The 18014-nt window shown below is 46.3% G+C and carries 16 protein-coding genes and 2 riboswitches; of the genes, 11 read left to right on the top strand and 5 right to left on the bottom strand.

Translation table 11 applies throughout. From position 1 onward, the window contains the following. Nucleotides 1-3: 3 nt before the first annotated feature. Nucleotides 4-1290 carry an MFS transporter gene (locus tag NSQ12_RS20685; protein ID WP_108029134.1) on the bottom strand — a complete coding sequence of 429 codons (1287 nt, stop codon included), beginning with the start codon at nt 1288-1290 and terminating at the stop codon, nt 4-6. A gap of 207 nt (nt 1291-1497) precedes the next feature. Here NSQ12_RS20685 and NSQ12_RS20680 point away from each other — a divergent pair, with 207 nt between their 5' ends. From NSQ12_RS20680 to bglS, 3 genes are all read left to right on the top strand, one after another. Beyond that, a complete protein-coding gene (locus NSQ12_RS20680; RefSeq protein WP_069703586.1) occupies nt 1498-2178 on the top strand; it encodes a hypothetical protein in 681 nt (226 codons plus the stop codon). Between the two features lie 94 nt (nt 2179-2272). After that, nucleotides 2273-3106, top strand: coding sequence for a transcriptional antiterminator LicT (gene licT / locus NSQ12_RS20675; RefSeq protein WP_003242598.1), 834 nt, complete (start codon nt 2273-2275; stop codon nt 3104-3106). Nucleotides 3107-3401: 295 nt separating this feature from the next. Then, entirely contained in the window at nt 3402-4130 is a 729-nt protein-coding gene (bglS, locus tag NSQ12_RS20670) for a beta-glucanase (protein ID WP_069703587.1), read from the top strand. A 157-nt stretch (nt 4131-4287) separates the two neighbouring features. Here bglS and citH read toward each other — a convergent pair whose 3' ends face one another. Further along, nucleotides 4288-5568: a citrate transporter CitH gene (citH, locus tag NSQ12_RS20665; protein ID WP_069703588.1), complete on the bottom strand. Its 1281-nt coding sequence runs from the start codon at nt 5566-5568 to the stop codon at nt 4288-4290. Nucleotides 5569-5768: 200 nt separating this feature from the next. On the opposite strand from citH, the gene NSQ12_RS20660 reads away from it, so the two are divergent. The 3 genes from NSQ12_RS20660 to NSQ12_RS20650 all read left to right on the top strand — a co-directional run bounded on the left by NSQ12_RS20660 (nt 5769) and on the right by NSQ12_RS20650 (nt 8985). After that, nucleotides 5769-7829 carry a catalase gene (locus NSQ12_RS20660; protein WP_069703589.1) on the top strand — a complete coding sequence of 687 codons (2061 nt, stop codon included), beginning with the start codon at nt 5769-5771 and terminating at the stop codon, nt 7827-7829. Between the two features lie 49 nt (nt 7830-7878). Then, nucleotides 7879-8169: a hypothetical protein gene (locus tag NSQ12_RS20655; protein WP_069703590.1), complete on the top strand. Its 291-nt coding sequence runs from the start codon at nt 7879-7881 to the stop codon at nt 8167-8169. 144 nt (nt 8170-8313) lie between these two features. Then, complete coding sequence (locus NSQ12_RS20650) at nt 8314-8985, top strand: DUF3298 and DUF4163 domain-containing protein (RefSeq protein WP_069703591.1); 672 nt, start codon at nt 8314-8316, stop codon at nt 8983-8985. A gap of 41 nt (nt 8986-9026) precedes the next feature. On the opposite strand, the gene NSQ12_RS20645 is transcribed toward NSQ12_RS20650, so the two are convergent. Then, on the bottom strand, nt 9027-10220 hold the full coding sequence (locus NSQ12_RS20645; protein ID WP_003227216.1) for a NupC/NupG family nucleoside CNT transporter: 1194 nt from the start codon (nt 10218-10220) through the stop codon (nt 9027-9029). Nucleotides 10221-10347: 127 nt separating this feature from the next. Then, nucleotides 10348-10449: riboswitch (purine riboswitch) on the bottom strand. Between the two features lie 385 nt (nt 10450-10834). Between NSQ12_RS20645 and NSQ12_RS20640 the strand changes: the two genes are divergently transcribed. From NSQ12_RS20640 to NSQ12_RS20620, 5 genes are all read left to right on the top strand, one after another. Beyond that, on the top strand, nt 10835-11683 hold the full coding sequence (locus tag NSQ12_RS20640) for a methyltransferase domain-containing protein (protein WP_069703592.1): 849 nt from the start codon (nt 10835-10837) through the stop codon (nt 11681-11683). A 153-nt stretch (nt 11684-11836) separates the two neighbouring features. Beyond that, nucleotides 11837-13255, top strand: a complete 1419-nt coding sequence (locus NSQ12_RS20635) for a GntP family permease (RefSeq protein WP_069703593.1) — start codon at nt 11837-11839, stop codon at nt 13253-13255. Between the two features lie 23 nt (nt 13256-13278). Beyond that, nucleotides 13279-13995, top strand: a complete 717-nt coding sequence (locus tag NSQ12_RS20630) for a succinyl-CoA--3-ketoacid CoA transferase subunit A (protein WP_003227229.1) — start codon at nt 13279-13281, stop codon at nt 13993-13995. Beyond that, nucleotides 13992-14642 carry a succinyl-CoA--3-ketoacid CoA transferase subunit B gene (locus NSQ12_RS20625; RefSeq protein ID WP_003243049.1) on the top strand — a complete coding sequence of 217 codons (651 nt, stop codon included), beginning with the start codon at nt 13992-13994 and terminating at the stop codon, nt 14640-14642. The genes NSQ12_RS20630 and NSQ12_RS20625 overlap by 4 nt, the downstream gene beginning before the upstream one ends. A 16-nt stretch (nt 14643-14658) precedes the next feature. Then, nucleotides 14659-15432, top strand: coding sequence for a 3-hydroxybutyrate dehydrogenase (locus NSQ12_RS20620; RefSeq protein ID WP_069703594.1), 774 nt, complete (start codon nt 14659-14661; stop codon nt 15430-15432). A 51-nt stretch (nt 15433-15483) separates the two neighbouring features. On the opposite strand, the gene NSQ12_RS20615 is transcribed toward NSQ12_RS20620, so the two are convergent. After that, on the bottom strand, nt 15484-16620 hold the full coding sequence (locus NSQ12_RS20615; protein ID WP_069703595.1) for a 5-methyltetrahydropteroyltriglutamate--homocysteine S-methyltransferase: 1137 nt from the start codon (nt 16618-16620) through the stop codon (nt 15484-15486). A gap of 77 nt (nt 16621-16697) precedes the next feature. Next, nucleotides 16698-16804, bottom strand: a riboswitch (SAM riboswitch). A 68-nt stretch (nt 16805-16872) separates the two neighbouring features. Then, nucleotides 16873-18006 carry a 5-methyltetrahydropteroyltriglutamate--homocysteine S-methyltransferase gene (locus NSQ12_RS20610; protein ID WP_140600083.1) on the bottom strand — a complete coding sequence of 378 codons (1134 nt, stop codon included), beginning with the start codon at nt 18004-18006 and terminating at the stop codon, nt 16873-16875. Nucleotides 18007-18014: the final 8 nt, after the last annotated feature.

The following is an 18014-nucleotide window of genomic DNA, read 5'->3' as shown; positions in this document are numbered from 1 at the left end:
CAGTTAAAGGGGCAGGTCATTTTGCTGCTGGCTGACATTGGCGCTGGTCTCCTCCGGAACAAAGGCAAGAATCACAATACCAATTACAAACAAAATGATCAGACTGAACACCGCAGTCGAGGATTTCCCGGTCAGCTGGGCTGTCACGGCAATGAGCAGCGGTCCCATAATTGAGGCGAATTTTCCAAAAATGTTGTAAAAACCGAAGAATTCATTGGCGTGGCGCTTTGGCACAAGCTTGGCGAAATAGGAACGGCTTAGGGCTTGAATACCGCCCTGCGAGGTGGCGACAAGCATAGCCAGTATCCAGAAATCAAGCGTTGTCTCCATAAAATAGGCATACACGCAAACGATCATATAAATGACGATCCCGACGTACAGCATGGTCTTCCCCGTGAAGCGTTCTGCCAGTTTTCCGTATATAATCGAAAACGGTGCAGCGACCACCTGAGTGACAAATAGGATGATCAGAAGGCTTGAGGAGCCGATCCCTAAATCTGATCCATAGGATGTCGACATCGTAATAATTGTGCCGACTCCGTCGATATAAAAGAAATAAGCGAGCAAGAAGAGGAAAAGTGCCCGGTATTGCCTGATCCGTTTCATCGTTTGGCCGAGCCGCTTAAAGCTGTTGATGACAATATGAGGTTCTTTTTTGATGTAATAGCGTTGATGGACATGTTTAATCATTGGGATAGTGAACAGCCCCCACCAGGCAGCCGTTATGAAAAAGGACAGCTGGCTTGCGGCCGATACAGACACTGGAATCGTCTCTGCTTGCGCGAGCAGGATGACAGCAATACTGATGATAAATGGAATCGTGCTGCCAATGTATCCTAAGCCAAAACCCCGTGCCGAGACGAGATTCATCCGTTTCTCAGGCGTGACGTCCACGAGAAAGGCATCATAAAACACATTGGCGCCGGAAAAACCGATAGCCGATATCGTATAAAACAGCAACAATAGCAGCCAATGTTCACTAGGGATAAAGGCGAGCATCGCGGTGCTGGCGACACCGACTGACACAAAGAAACCGAAGAACTTTTTCTTGCACCCTTCATAGTCGGCGATTGTGCCTAAAATAGGGCCGAGCATCGCAAGAATAAACGTTGAAATCGCAATGGTATAGCCCAGATAGGCAGTCGATTGAGCGGCGCTGACACCGCTTTCCGCAGCTGCTGATTTATAAAATAACGGAAATACCGCGGTGGTCACGACAATTGAGTAAGCAGAATTTGCCCAGTCATATAATACCCAGCTGTTTTCTTGTTTCGTAAAACGTTTCATCATCAGAGCCCCCTCTCCGGTAACGATACTTCTATTGTACGAAAAATGGGCCTGAAAAGAATGGAATGCACGTCAATTTTTACAAAATATTTATGCTTTTGCGCTTCAAATCATACTTTTGATTTATTGCTGGGGTTAGGTGAATCTGGTACCATTTAACTATATTTTATGGTATTTTCCAGAAGGGATTCAGCAGAGAGGAGACAGAGCATGAGGCGAATAGGCTTGTGTATAAGCCTGCTGGTCACAGTTCTTGTGATGAGCGCATGCGAAAGTGAAGGTGAGGCTCAGATGTTCGCAGACTGTGATCAAAAGACAGTAAAACAAACCGCAGCCAAACCGATGAGCAGTAAGAAAAAGCAGGATTTCCAAGCCCTCGCAAGCGACAGGCAGCTGGCCATTGTGTTCAGTTCCATGATACAAGTGAGCGAAGCATTTGATTATGGAATCGGTAATCCAGAATACTTCGTGCGAAGCAACATGACTGAAGAAGAAGCAGACATTGCGAAGGAGAATCTCGAATCGATTAAGCTTGAGAACAAATCGCTCAAAAAACAAAACAGCGAGGCGGTCGCCTTGCTACAAAAAACGCGTAATCAAGACATGAGCCGCATCGAAATTCAGCAGCTGACAGAAAATAGAGCCGCTTTTTTTGAGACCGCAGACAGTATGATCAAACTCATCGGCCAAGTCACACCGAAAAACGCGAAGAAGACAAGACAGCAGCTGGATCAGCTGAAAAAACAATATACACAATACAGCGCTGAAAGCATTAAAATCATGAACAGCATTGTCAAAAAGCAGAAAGCTGACAAGGCATCATTTGAACGCCATCTGGAGGCGCTGCTTCAAAAACAGCCCGGGCAGCAGGTACGGAGTGAATTGTACTGACCAGCTTCCGTCTTTCCCTGATGATATTGACCTAGTACAAAAAGAATGTACAATCAAGATATAGTCTATTCTTAGTTGATTGGAGGGACATGCCATGAAAATTGCGAAGGTGATCAACAATAATGTGATCAGCGTGGTCAATGAACAGGGAAAAGAATTGGTCGTCATGGGCAGGGGGCTCGCGTTTCAGAAAAAGTCTGGCGATGATGTCGATGAAGCCCGCATTGAGAAAGTGTTCACGCTCGATAACAAGGATGTATCAGAAAAGTTCAAAACCCTTTTGTATGATATACCGATCGAGTGTATGGAAGTATCCGAAGAGATTATCAGCTACGCAAAATTACAGCTCGGCAAAAAGCTCAACGACAGCATCTATGTGTCGCTGACCGACCATATTAACTTTGCCATCCAGCGCAACCAGAAAGGGCTTGATATCAAAAACGCCTTGCTGTGGGAAACAAAACGGCTGTACAAAGACGAATTTGCGATCGGCAAAGAAGCGTTGGTTATGGTAAAAAACAAGACTGGTGTGTCTCTGCCAGAGGATGAAGCGGGCTTTATTGCTCTGCATATTGTAAATGCCGAGCTGAATGAAGAGATGCCCAATATTATCAACATTACAAAAGTCATGCAAGAGATTTTGAGTATTGTAAAATACCATTTTAAGATTGAATTCAACGAAGAATCGCTTCACTATTATCGGTTCGTCACCCACTTAAAGTTTTTCGCGCAGCGTCTATTTAACGGCACTCACATGGAAAGCCAGGACGATTTTTTGCTGGATACAGTGAAAGAAAAGTATCATCGCGCGTATGAATGCACGAAGAAAATCCAAACCTACATTGAGCGGGAGTATGAGCACAAGCTCACAAGTGATGAGCTGCTGTATTTAACCATTCACATAGAAAGGGTAGTTAAACAAGCATAATGAGAGCGCTGACATTTTTGTTTCCTTGTATTCATTTTTTCTTACATTCACATATGAAAATGATAGGATTGTTACTGATAAAGCAGGCAAAACCTAAATTACAATGAGTGCGGATCATCTCTGTCTGTGCTGATGGTAATTTAGGTTTTTATTTTTTTCAGAGGGAAGATGATGATAGTTACAGGATTCAAGTCAGTAAGATTCGATATTATCATTATTTTGACCGATGTTCCCTTTTAAAAGAATCATGTAAGATCAACATAGAAAACGCTTTCAATGAAAGGGGAATGCCAATATGCCTTATCTGAAACGAGTGTTGCTGCTTCTTGTCACTGGATTGTTTATGAGTTTGTTTGCAGTCACTTCTACTGCCTCAGCTCAAACAGGTGGATCGTTTTTTGACCCTTTTAACGGCTATAACTCCGGTTTTTGGCAAAAAGCAGATGGTTATTCGAATGGAAATATGTTCAACTGCACGTGGCGGGCTAATAACGTATCAGTGACGTCATTAGGTGAAATGCGTTTAGCGCTAACAAGCCCATCTTATAACAAGTTTGACTGCGGGGAAAACCGTTCTGTTCAAACATATGGCTATGGACTTTATGAAGTCAGAATGAAACCAGCTAAAAACACAGGGATCGTTTCATCGTTCTTCACATACACAGGTCCAACAGATGGAACCCCTTGGGATGAGATTGATATCGAATTTTTAGGAAAAGACACAACGAAGGTTCAATTTAACTATTATACAAATGGTGCAGGAAACCATGAGAAGATTGTGGATCTCGGGTTTGATGCAGCCAATGCCTATCATACGTATGCATTCGATTGGCAGCCAAACTCTATTAAATGGTATGTCGATGGGCAATTAAAACATACTGCAACAAGCCAAATTCCGACAACACCTGGAAAGATCATGATGAACCTGTGGAATGGCACGGGTGTCGATGAATGGCTTGGCTCCTACAATGGTGTAAATCCGCTATACGCTCATTATGACTGGGTGCGCTATACAAAAAAATAATGCCAAATGTGAAAGAGCCTGCTGCAATATAGCAGGCTCTTATGATTGTAATGAGAAGTTGTTGGCATGAATCTTCTATTCACTCATAATATCCTATTTGATCTTCTCCCCTCTGTAAATCACGTACTCACTCAATGCTACGATCAAGCTCATACATTTAGAAAGAAATAATCCCAATCAAAAGTGCGGCAATCGTCATCACAATCGTTGTTCCCACGGCCCATTTAATAGTGAATTTTTGATGGTCGCCAAAGCTGACGCCTGCCATCCCTACCAATAGATAGGTGGAAGGCACAAGCGGGCTGAGCAGATGCACAGGCTGCCCCAGCAAGGAGGCCCTTCCGATTTCAGCGGCATCTATTCCGTAAGCGGAAGCGGCTTCGGTGATGATGGGAAGGACACCGAAGTAAAAGGCGTCATTCGACATGAAAAAGGTGAATGGCATGCTGACGATCGCAGTGATCAACGGCAGGTGCGGGCCCATGGCATCAGGGATGAGTGAAACGAGAGAATGCGCCATGGCATCCACCATTTTTGTGCCGGAGAGAATGCCTGTGAATATGCCCGCAGCAAACACCATCGAGACAACGTTTAACGCATTACCCGCATGCGCCGAGATTCGTTTCTGCTGCTCTTTGACATTTGGATAGTTAACCATCAAGGCAACGGCGAACGCAGTCATAAAAAGAACAGGAAGCGGCAGCAGGCTGGTGATCAGTGCGGCCATCAGAGCGACAGTCAGCAGCAGGTTAAACCATTGAAGAGCGGGACGCTTGAGCGGTGGGGCCTCCGGATCGGAAGACGGTGCGTGATCAATCGAAATGACGCCGAGCCGCTTCCGCTCTTTCTTTCCGAGGATATAAGCAACGGCGATCACCCAGAGAATGCCGGCGATCATAGCGGGAATCAGCGGCGTGAAAACCTCTGACGTGTCCAATTTTAAGGAGGCCAAAACCCTCGCAGTCGGCCCGCCCCACGGGATAATATTCATAACCCCCGAACCGAGCATCGCTATTCCCGCTAACACCAAACGGTTCATGCCGAGCCGTTTGTAGAGAGGCAGCATCGCTGCAATGGTAATCATATAGGTTGTTGTCCCATCTCCGTCCAGCGAAATGGTCATGGTCAGAACCGCTGTGCCTACGGCGATTTTTAACGGATCTCCTTTGACAAACGATAAGATTTTGGCAATGAGAGGATCAAACAGGCCTGAGTCAATCATAATGCCGAAATACAGGATGGCGAATAACAGCATGATACCGGTAGGGGCGAGGTCTGTAACGCCCTGAATCATCATCTCGCCGAGATCTTTGCCAAATCCGCTGATCAGGGCGAACACAATAGGAACGACAATCAAAGCAATAAGAGCGGAAAGCCGGTTAGACATAATAAGGTACATAAAGACAATCATCATCACAAAACCGAGTATGGCAAGCATGATATGACCTCCCCTATTCAACAGCTTTTTTAGTAAGCGCTTCCATCCTTTCTTTCTGTGAAGAAGGCTTATTTCAAATGTGTATGACCGCATATTTATATGTAGACCAAAAATCCTAATGAGCGGATTAGCAGTTTATATGAAGAACGCCACGGGTAAATGTGCTGTAGAATGTTTCGTTTTAAAAAGGGGGAGCAGACATGAGTGATGACCAAAACAAACGTGTAAATGAACACTCAAAGGACGAGCAGCTTGAGCAGTACAGGACCGATAACAGCGGGAAGAAAATGACGACAAACCAAGGCTTGCGAGTGTCAGAGGATGAGCATTCGTTAAAAGCCGGGGTTCGCGGTCCGACGCTGATGGAGGATTTTCACTTTCGGGAGAAAATGACGCACTTTGACCATGAGAGGATTCCGGAGCGCGTTGTGCATGCGCGCGGGTATGGCGTGCATGGCTTTTTTCAGGTTTACGAACCAATGACGGAATATACACGGGCCAAATTTCTTCAGGACCCTTCGGTGAAGACACCGGTATTTGTCCGTTTTTCTACGGTCGCGGGTTCTAAAGGCTCCGCAGACACGGTGCGGGATGCCAGAGGCTTTGCGACAAAATTTTATACTGAAGAAGGAAACTATGACCTTGTGGGAAATAACATTCCGGTGTTTTTCATTCAGGATGCGATCAAATTTCCGGATTTGGTTCATGCGTTTAAGCCTGAGCCACACAATGAAATGCCTCAGGCCGCGACTGCTCACGATACGTTTTGGGATTTTGTCGCCAATAACCCTGAGTCGGCTCACATGGTGATGTGGACGATGTCAGACAGAGGCATCCCGCGCAGCTACAGAATGATGGAAGGCTTCGGCGTTCACACGTTCCGTTTTGTCAATGAACAAGGAAAGGCACGTTTCGTGAAATTTCACTGGAAGCCGGTGCTCGGCGTGCATTCTCTCGTATGGGATGAAGCGCAAAAAATTGCCGGGAAAGATCCAGATTTCCATCGCCGTGACCTGTGGGAAACAATTGAAAACGGCGGCAAGGTTGAATACGAGCTCGGCGTGCAGATGATTGATGAGGAAGATGAATTCAAGTTTGATTTTGATATTCTTGATCCGACTAAGCTGTGGCCGGAAGAGCTTGTGCCGGTGAAGATCATTGGGAAAATGACGCTGAACCGCAATCAGGATAATGTGTTTGCGGAAACAGAACAAGTCGCATTCCACCCGGGAAATGTCGTGCCGGGCATCGACTTTACAAATGACCCGCTCCTGCAGGGACGGCTTTTCTCTTATACAGACACACAGCTCATCCGTCTTGGCGGCCCGAACTTCCATGAGCTTCCGATTAACCGGCCTGTATGTCCATTCCATAACAATCAATACGACGGCTATCACCGGATGACGATCAATAAGGGACCTGTCGCTTATCATAAAAACTCTCTGCAAAACAATGATCCGTCGCCAGCGACAGCTGAAGAAGGCGGCTACGTCCACTATCAGGAAAAAGTCGAGGGCAAAAAAATCCGCCAGCGAAGCGACAGCTTCAACGATTATTACTCACAGGCGAAGCTTTTCTGGAACAGCATGTCTCCTGTGGAGAAACAGCATATCATTTCTGCTTTCTGCTTCGAGGTCGGGAAGGTCAAAAGCAAAGACGTACAGCGGCAGGTCGTTGATGTCTTCAGCAATGTCGATGCTGATTTAGCAGAAGAAATCGCCAAAGGAGTAGGCGTGGCGGCGCCCGCGAAGCGTAAAGCATCTAAAGAAATTCTTACTTCGCCTGCGTTAAGCCAAGCCCGTACAGTGAAAACCGCGTCAACAAGAAAAGTCGCTGTACTCGCCGGAAACGGATTTCATGAAAAAGAGCTGCAAACAGTGCTGGAAGCCTTAAAGCAAGAAGGAATCACAGTAGATATCATCAGTCAAAATCTGGGGTATATGACAAGCGGCAGCGGACAGCAGCTTGAGGCCAACGGCACGTTCCTGACGGTTGATTCTGTTCTGTATGATGCCGTCTATGCCGCAGGAGGACTGGAGTTAAAAGACAACAAACAAGCGATGGCGTTTATCAGAGAAGCTTACAATCACTACAAGGCAATCGGTGCGGCAAATGAAGGAATTGACCTTCTTCAATCCTCTGTCGGGACGACAGAGGGACCAGGCATCGTAACGGCTGAAGAAGAACCTGACTACGCCGCTTTCAGCAAGGCATTTATCGATGCGGTTTCTGCTCATCGCCATTGGGATAGACGAATTTGATCGGCTCCTGTATCTTTAAGGAAGATACTTTTCATAAGGAGCATGACAAATGAACGAAAAACAGCTCGCTGAAGCTAACGAACGCGATGAAAATATGATGATTTTGGTGTTTGCCCAGTGGTGCGTGAACCATGATCTTGATCCGATGGAGCTGTACGCCAAAGCGTATCCGCAGCAAAAGCTGAATGAAAGCTTGAAAAAAACCATGGACGATCTGGTCGTGCCAAAACACGAAGCAGAGCACATTCCGGACCAGACTGTCATTGCGGTATTAGAAATGTTCGGAAATACAGATTTGGCACAGGCCGTTCATGAAGCGATTTCTGGGCGCAAACAGTAAAAAAAGAGACATCCTGTGTCTCTTTTTTTATTGGAAAAATCATGCTGTTAGACCTAGAAACTTCTTTCGATTTAATCAGTCTATAAAAGTGTGTATTGCTTAAATAAGGGAATGATAAACAACGACATCAAAGGAGGAGATTGTATGAAATGGAATAAAATGATGAAAGCCGCGGGGATTGCAGTCTTGCTTTTTTCCGTAGTTGCATATGCGGCCCCATCTTTAAAAGCAGTTCAAGCGAAAACACCGACTGTCAGCACCCATACGTACAAAAAGATCAAGGAGTTAACGTATCCACAAGTGCATCACGTCGGGAATGCCGCGTTTGAAAAGAAAATCAATCAAGAGCTGAAAGCCTACATTGAACAATCGTATCAGGAATATCTGAAAAACAAAAAAGCAGGCGAACAGCAGGGCTTTAAAACCGAATATCAAGCATCCTTCAGCGTCAAATACAATGCGGCAGGCAAGCTCAGCATTCAAACACTTAATTATATCTATTCAGGAGGCGCCCACGGTTTAACGTCTGTCCAGTCCTTCAACTATGACTTGAAAGCACAAAAGCGGGTGACGCTGGATCAGATTCTGAACACCAAAACAAAAGTCAGCAAAACGAGAGATTACCTATATAGCTATATCAAAAAACACGATGAGCTGTTTTTCCCTGATGTTAAGAAAGAGGATATAACCCTAAACAAAGACACAATGTTTTACTTTACGGCAAACGGGATCGCCATCGTCTTTGGCCAATATGACTTGGGGCCTTATGCAGCGGGAATCCGGAATGTGCAGGTGCCAGCCTCTATTTATCAATAATGAAAAGAGCCATATCCGAAAAGGGATATGGCTCAATGTTTCTACCACACAAACAGGCCGACAATCGCAGCACTTAATAAAGATACTGCAATTCCGCTGACGAGCAGCTTCCACACGTTTCTCCCGATGACCGTTGACTTTTCTCCGTCAAGGATCGAATTGTACGTGCCGTAAATCATGCCGACCGTACTGAAGTTTGCAAAGGACGTCAGGAATGTCGTCGCCACCGCAACGGTGTGAGGCGGAAGGGATTTGAGATTGTTTTTCAAGTCAAGCATCGCAACAAACTCGTTCGTTGCTAATTTCATGCCCATCAGCTGAGCAACATACATCGCATCGTGCACTGGCAGTCCAAGCAGGAATGCGAACGGACTGAACAGATAAGCAAAAATTGTCTGGATGGTCAGGCCATGTACGAAAACGCCAAGAATGCCATTAACTGCTGACGTTAATGCGACATATCCGATCACCATTGCCAAAATAACGATAACCATGTTCATGCCGACAAGCATACTGTTAGAAATCGTAGAGAAAAAGTCTTTCTTCTCTTCTTTAGGCGGTGTATAGATGATATCTTCATCCTCCGGCACGTGAACAGGATTCAGCAGGTTTGCGATAATCAGCGCGTTTAAGCAGTTCAAAGGAATGGCTGTAAACACGTATGTCGCAGGCACCATTGAAAGATAAGATCCGATAATGGAGCCGCTGATGCTGCTCATGCTCATTAAACCGAATGTGAGCAGGCGGTTGTTGCTTAAAACCGTAAGCTGCTGGCGGATGACCGCAAGTGCTTCGGTATTTCCAAGGAACATCATTTGAATAGAGAAAAAGCTTTCTAATTTCGGCAAGCGGGAAGCCTTTGAAATCACCCATCCGATTTTATCAATCAGCCAAGGCAAAATGCCGAAATACGTTAAAATATCAAAGAATGTGACGATAAAGATAATTGGAAGAAGCGCACTAAAGAAAAAGTCTACTGTTTCATTCGCCATCACTGACGGAAAGGCAAACGCGATACCGTCACTGGCGCAAGCAATCAGCCAAGTGAAGAAATCACCGATTTTACCGATGGCCCAGCTTCCGACTTTTGTTCCCAGCATAAACCAAGTAATCAGCAATTCCAGAACAATTAACGTAATGATCGGGCGCCACTTGATTTTCTTTTTCTGCGGAGAACATAGGAATACAACTGCCATAATCACAATGAGACCGACAAGGTTTAGTAAAAAGTACATGATAGCAACTCCTATGAGGGTTATTATGGAAACAAAAAAAGCTCTTATCCTTCACAAATTCTGGAAGTGCAGAAAGTGTGAAAAATAAGAGCAAACAGAAAAGAACTTGTCCTTTTCAACTCGTTCAAATTTATTCAAACTTTCTTGTAGTCTAGTTTTTTACGGTTACTAGGTAGAAACAATCAGACCATATTACTGATCATATACAAGAATGTCTTTTTCTAAGATGATAGCAGTATTTTATCCTTTCACTTTTTGAAAATCAACCTTTTTAACTATTTTCACAATAATAAAATTTATATTCTAAAATGAGAAAATAAAGGAAAAACATGCTGGATTGCTATGCTGATATGATGTTGGCGGGATACCAGCATGTCAGTACTGATTTTTCTTCACTATAAGGTTCTAGCTCCTGGAGATTTGTTGTATAATGGAAATGGGGAAACCATACAGCAGAAAGGGAGTTTTTTTCATGATTATCCAATTCATTCGTTATAGATAATGACAGGTGTAGACAAACTGCCAGACCTGGCCAATTTTTGAGATAGGCCTAGGTTTATTTGTCTATGCCTTTTTCATTTATCTAAAAATGAATGAATGGGGTGTTTTTTATCATGAAGCGAACAGTTGATTTCAGCATGTTTCGATGCCCGCTCTGCGATTCTTCTATGGATGCGGCATCAGGGAAAAGCTTGATTTGTACAGAACGAGGACATACATTTGATCTATCTCGGCACGGCTACGTGAACTTTCTGACGAAGCCGGTCAAAACTAGTTACGGTACTGAGCTTTTTGAAGCGAGGAGCAGGCTGATTGGAGAATGTGGTTTTTTTGAGCCGCTCCATGATGCGGTTGCAGAACTCATCAGTCATCCCAAATCTGGTCATGAGGCATTCACCATCCTGGACAGCGGTTGCGGTGAGGGTTCTCATTTGAATGCGCTTTGCGGGTTTGATTATGCAGGGAAAGCAGCGATAGGAACCGGCATAGATCTTTCGAAGGATGGGATCTTAAAAGCTTCTAAGGCATTCAAAGATCAGATGTGGGCGGTTGCCGATGTGGCGCGTGCTCCTTTTCATGATCGTCAATTTGATGTTGTGCTGTCTATTTTTTCGCCGTCCAATTATGCAGAGTTTCATAGACTGCTGAAGAATGATGGCATGCTCATAAAAGTAGTGCCGCGAAGCGACTATTTAATAGAATTAAGGCAATTTTTATATACTGATTCACCAAGGCGCACGTATTCCAATACGGCAGCAGTTGAGCGTTTTACAGCAAATGCAGCACACAGCCGTCCTGTCAGGCTGCGCTATGTTAAAACGCTTGACCAGCAGGCAATTCACTGGCTTCTCAAGATGACGCCGCTTGCCTGGTCGGCGCCGAAAGATCGAGTCAGCCTGCTGAAAGAGATGAAATCAGCCGATATTACGGTTGATGTTGATATCCTAATAGGAATGAAATGAATGGCAGAGGAAAGCTCCGAAAAAAGGAGCTTTCCTTTTTTAATCGGAATAGTTGGCCCACGCTTCTCGTACATATGGAAAGGGGACGGAAACAGCCGATGCGGACAGGTTTTTGTAAACGCTTTCTAGTTCGCGGAAACGGGGGATGTGTGTGTGGAACTGATCATCATTCTATTGGCGTTAGGTTTGCTGATGTTTACGGCGTATCGGGGATTTTCTGTCATATTGTTTGCGCCGATTTGCGCGTTATTCGCGGTGCTGCTGACAGATCCAAGCCATGTGCTTCCTTTTTTTTCATCAATTTTTATGGAGAAGATGGCGGGTTTTATTAAGCTGTATTTCCCAGTGTTTTTGCTCGGTGCCATTTTTGGAAAGGTCGTTGAAATAGCCGGGCTTGCGGCATCAATCGCGAAAACAATTGTCCGGCTTGTCGGGGCAAAAAGAGCGATACTTGCCATTGTGCTGATGGGTGCTGTCTTGACGTACAGCGGTGTCAGCCTGTTTGTTGTCGTATTTGCCGTATATCCTTTTGCGAAAAACATGTTCCAAGAAGCAAACATACCAAAACGCCTCATCCCGGGAACGATTGCTTTAGGGGCTTTTACGTTTACGATGGACGCACTTCCGGGAACGCCGCAAATCCAAAATGTCATCCCGACGTCGTTTTTCAAAACAGACATTTATGCCGCCCCTTGGCTGGGTTTGATGGGCGCAGTGATTGTGCTGGCAGCTGGGATGCTCTATTTGGAATCAAGGCGGAAGAAAGCGCAGGCATCTGGCGAAGGCTATGGCGGTTTTGATTCGCAGAATGCTCCTGCTCCTGAATCGATTGAGTCCGCGGCTGAACCGGACAAAAGCCCGATTCGGCACGCGCTTGCCTTTGTCCCGCTTATTCTCGTCGGTGCAGTGAATAAATATTTCACCATTTACCTGCCAAAGTGGTATCCGAATGGATTTGATTTTTCTTCCATAGGATTAAAGGAGTTCGGCAGGCTTGATATTTCTTCCGCGGCTGCTATTTGGTCGGTGGAGATTGCTTTAGTGATTGGCATCATCACAACGATTTTATTTGATTGGAGAAGTGTGTTTGCCCAATTGAAGGAAGGGCTGAATGAAGGAATTGGCGGCGCCTTGCTGGCATCTATGAATACGGGTGCTGAGTACGGGTTCGGCGGCATTATCGCCGCGCTGCCGGGGTTTCATAAGCTGAGCAGCGGAATTTCACATACTTTTACCGATCCGCTTGTAAATGGCGCCGTTACGACAACTGCGCTGGCGGGAATCACCGGCTCGGCTTCGGGAGGAATGGGCATTGCGTTAAGCGCAATGTCAGAACAATACTTACAGGCGATTCAGGCTTACAATATTCCGCCAGAGGTGATGCATCGGGTCATTTCAATGGCATCAGGCGGGATGGATACACTGCCGCATAATGGCGCCGTTATCACGCTTCTGGCCGTGACGGGTTTGACCCACCGGCAATCCTATCGCGATATTTTTGCGATCACGCTCATTAAAACGGCTGCCGTATTTGCTGTGATCGCGATTTACAGCCTGACTGGTCTAGTGTAGAAGAATACGAAAGGGGCATCAATATGGGAAAAGTGCTGTCATCAAGCAAGGAAGCTGCGAAACTGATTCATGATGGGGATACGCTGATCGCGGGAGGGTTTGGGCTGTGCGGCATCCCTGAACAGCTCATTTTGTCTATAAGAGATCAGGGAGTAAAGGATTTAACCGTTGTCAGCAATAACTGCGGAGTCGATGACTGGGGGCTTGGTTTGCTTCTGGCTAACAAGCAAATCAAGAAAATGATCGCTTCCTATGTCGGTGAAAATAAAATTTTTGAGCGGCAGTTTTTAAGCGGAGAGCTCGAGGTCGAGCTTGTTCCCCAAGGAACGCTCGCTGAGAGAATTCGTGCAGGCGGTGCAGGCATACCGGGATTTTATACGGCGACAGGCGTCGGCACCTCCATAGCCGAGGGAAAAGAACATAAAACATTCGGCGGCCGGACTTATGTGCTGGAGCGAGGCATTACCGGCGATGTGGCGATTGTCAAAGCGTGGAAAGCGGACACCATGGGCAATTTGGTTTTTAGGAAAACGGCGAGAAATTTCAATCCCATTGCCGCCATGGCAGGCAAGATCACGATTGCCGAGGCGGAAGAAATCGTGGAAGCAGGAGAGCTCAATCCAGATCACATCCATACGCCGGGAATTTACGTACAACATGTCGTGCTTGGCGCGAGCCAAGAAAAACGGATTGAAAAACGAACAGTTCAGCAAGCATCGGGAAAGGGTGAGGCCAAGTGAAGGAAGCGAGAAAACGAATGGTCAAACGGGCTGTACAAGAAATCAAGGACGGCATGAATGTGAATCTCGGGATTGGCATGCCGACGCTTGTCGCAAATGAGATACCCGATGGCGTTCACGTCATGCTTCAGTCGGAAAACGGCTTGCTCGGAATCGGCCCCTATCCTCTGGAAGGAACGGAAGACGCGGATTTGATCAATGCGGGAAAGGAAACGATCACTGAAGTGACGGGCGCCTCTTATTTTGACAGCGCTGAGTCATTCGCGATGATAAGAGGCGGGCATATCGATTTGGCTATTCTTGGCGGAATGGAGGTTTCGGAGCAGGGGGATTTGGCCAATTGGATGATCCCGGGCAAAATGGTAAAAGGGATGGGCGGCGCCATGGATCTCGTCAACGGGGCGAAACGAATCGTTGTCATCATGGAGCACGTCAATAAGCATGGTGAATCAAAGGTGAAAAAAACATGCTCCCTTCCGCTGACAGGCCAGAAAGTCGTACACAGGCTGATTACGGATTTGGCTGTATTTGATTTTGTGAACGGCCGCATGACACTGACGGAGCTTCAGGATGGTGTCACAATTGAAGAGGTTTATGAAAAAACAGAAGCTGATTTCGCTGTAAGCCAATCTGTACTCAATTCTTAATGGGAAGGTGTTTGACATGAGAAAACAAGTCGCTTTGGTGACAGGGGCTGCCGGCGGAATCGGATTCGAAATGGCAAGAGAATTCGCCCGGGAAGGTGCCAGCGTCATCGTTTCAGACCTCCGTCCGGAAGCATGTGAAAAAGCAGCCTCCAAGCTTGCAGAAGAAGGCTTTGACGCGGCGGCCATTCCGTATGATGTGACAAAGGAAGCGCAAGTTGCTGATACGGTAAACGTCATCCAAAAACGATACGGCCGCTTGGATATTCTGGTGAACAATGCCGGTATTCAGCACGTCGCTCCGATTGAAGAGTTTCCGACAGACACCTTTGAACAGCTGATCAAGGTCATGCTGACGGCTCCCTTTATTGCAATGAAGCATGTTTTTCCGATCATGAAAAAACAGCAGTTTGGCAGAATCATTAATATTGCGTCTGTTAATGGATTAGTGGGCTTTGCAGGGAAATCCGCTTATAATAGCGCCAAGCACGGCGTCATTGGACTCACAAAAGTAGGGGCGCTGGAAGGCGCGCCCCACGGCATAACAGTCAATGCGCTCTGTCCGGGTTATGTCGATACCCAGCTTGTACGCAATCAGCTTAGCGATCTATCGAAAACTAGAAATGTCCCTTACGACTCTGTACTTGAACAAGTCATTTTTCCGCTTGTGCCGCAAAAGCGACTGCTTTCCGTCAAGGAAATTGCGGATTATGCCGTGTTTTTGGCAAGCGAGAAGGCGAAGGGCGTCACTGGGCAGGCTGTCGTCCTTGATGGGGGCTACACCGCACAATGACATAAAAAACACACTTGCTCCGCTAGGGAATCAAGTGTGTTTTTTCTTTGCTTATTTCCAAACATCATTAGCGATCTCAACCACATGGCGGAGCTTCGCCCATTGCTGTTCTTCAGTCAGCTTATTGCCTTCCTCAGTTGAAGCGAATCCGCATTGAGGGCTGAGGCAAAGCTGGTCTAAGCTTACATAACGGGACGCTTCTTCGATACGGCGTTTCACGTCATCCGGATTTTCAAGCTCACCGAATTTAGATGTCACTAAGCCAAGAACAAGCTGAAGATCAGACCGTTTTACGTAACGGAGCGGCTCAAATCCGCCTGAGCGTGAATCATCATACTCTAAGAAAAGTCCGTCAAGATTCAAGCCGTCAAAAATGGTTTCGGCTGCTGCGTCATAGCCGCCTTCCGCTGTCCAAGTGGACTGGAAGTTGCCGCGGCAAATATGCATGGTTACCGTCAAGTCATCCGGGCGGTCTGCAATCGCGTCGTTAATGGATTTCGCAAACAGCTGGCGAAGCTCGTCAGGCGTTGTTCCGAACGCTTCGATTTGTTTTAAGCCTTTTTCTGATAAGAAAACGGCCCACGCTGTATCATCAAGCTGGAGGTAGCGGCAGCCTCTGTCATAAAACGCTTGAATCGCTTTTTTATATGCTTTGGATACATCGTGCTGGAAAAGTTGATAATCGTTTTTGTATTCATCCTTTTCCAGTTTTCCGCGGAAAAACAGCATATTCGGACTTGGAATCGTCATCTTTGGCGTCGCGTCACCGGCAATGCTATGGAGAAATGAGTAATCTTCAAGCATTGGGTGAGTTGAAAAGTCGATATCACCTGTGACTTTAATGCCGCGTGCTTTTGTCTGTACGTTATGGAATTGAATGCCTTGCTCAGGAGTAAACGGCTCAACGCCATCTAAGTTTTCCAGGAAATCAAAGTGCCACCATGCTCTGCGGAATTCACCGTCTGTCACGACGTTCAGGCCGGTTTCCTTCTGTTTTTCCACAATGCGGATAATTTCATCGTTTTCGATCTGGCGAAGCTGCTCAGCCGTAATATCGCCGGCCGCTTTTTGCAGCCGCGCTTTTTTAACGGGCTCAGATCTCAACAGGCTTCCGACTTGATCCGCGCGAAACGGCGGTTTTTTTCTTTGAAGTGATTTTTGTTCTGCGGGTGTTGTTTGTTGTGACATGTTGTCCATTCCTTCTTTCCATTCAAATGTAAAAAAGCTCTTCCTTTGGATAAGGAAGAGCTTGCGTGACAATCTCAACCTTATCTTCAAGAGCAATCATTGCTCTAAAGGATTTAGCACCATTCTGTTAAACAGCGGTTGCCGGGTATCGCAGGGCCAGTCCCTCCACCTCTCTTGATAAGGAAAACCTTTTTATGAAATTTTCTGATAGTATCTATTATTCACACATTTTCTATTTCTGTCAATGATAGATTATCTCCACACATCGTTGGCAATGTCGATGACATGGCGAAGCTTTGCCCATTGCTGCTCCTCTGTCAGAAGGTTGCCTTCTTCTGTAGAGGCGAAACCGCACTGCGGGCTCAGGCATAGCTGGTCCAAGCTGACAAAACGCGCGGCTTCATTGATACGGCGTTTCACATCCTCAGGATTTTCAAGCTCGCCGTATTTCGATGTGATCAAGCCGAGCACAATTTGCAGATCCTTGCGCTTCACAAAACGGAGCGGATCAAAGTTTCCGGAGCGGTCATCATCGTATTCCAAGAAAAGGCCGTCAAGGTTTAAGCCGTCCAAAATCGTTTCCGCTACAGCGTCGTACCCTCCTGATGCCGCCCAGGTTGAGCGGAAGTTGCCGCGGCAAATGTGCATTGTGATCGTTAAATCGTCAGGCCGGTCTGCGACGGCATCGTTAATTGTTTTGGCAAATATGGCTGGCAATGTTTCTGGATCGCCGCCGAGCGCCCGGACAACCTCTCTGCCTTTGTCCTCAAAGAAGAGAGACCATGACGTATCATCGAGCTGGAGATAACGGCAGCCAGCATCATAGAAGGCTTTGATTGCTTTTTTGTATGCTTGGGCCAGATCATGAAAGTATTCCTCTTGATCGTCATAAATCCCTTTATCCGCCTTTTCGCCAAAAAACAGCATATTTGGGCTGGGAATGGTCAATTTTGGCGTCGCGTTACCGGCAATCTCATGTAAAAATTGATAATCAGCAAGCGCTGGGTGGCTCGTAAAATCGAGTTTTCCCGTCACTTTGATGCTGCGCGCTTTCGTTTTTGTGTTATGGAACTGAATTCCCTCAGCCGGGATGAACGGTTCCACACCGTCAAGCCCTTCCAAGAAGTCATAATGCCACCAGGAACGCCGGAATTCCCCGTCTGTTACCACATCGAGACCGATTTCTTTTTGTTTTTCCACGATGCGGGTGATCTCTTGATTTTCGATATCACGAAGCTGTTCCGCTGTCATCTCACCAGCCGCTTTTTTTTGCCGGGCTTCCTTTACCGGAACGGAACGAAGCAAGCTGCCGACATGATCGGCGCGGAAAGGTGCTTTGCGTTGTTTTTCTGTTTTTTGTCCTGCAACATTCGTTTGTTGAGCCATGTTATTCG

Source organism: Bacillus sp. PS95 (genome assembly GCF_037963565.1).
In the GTDB taxonomy this organism is placed as follows: domain Bacteria; phylum Bacillota; class Bacilli; order Bacillales; family Bacillaceae; genus Bacillus; species Bacillus subtilis.
This window is presented reverse-complemented; position numbering and strand designations above follow the sequence as displayed.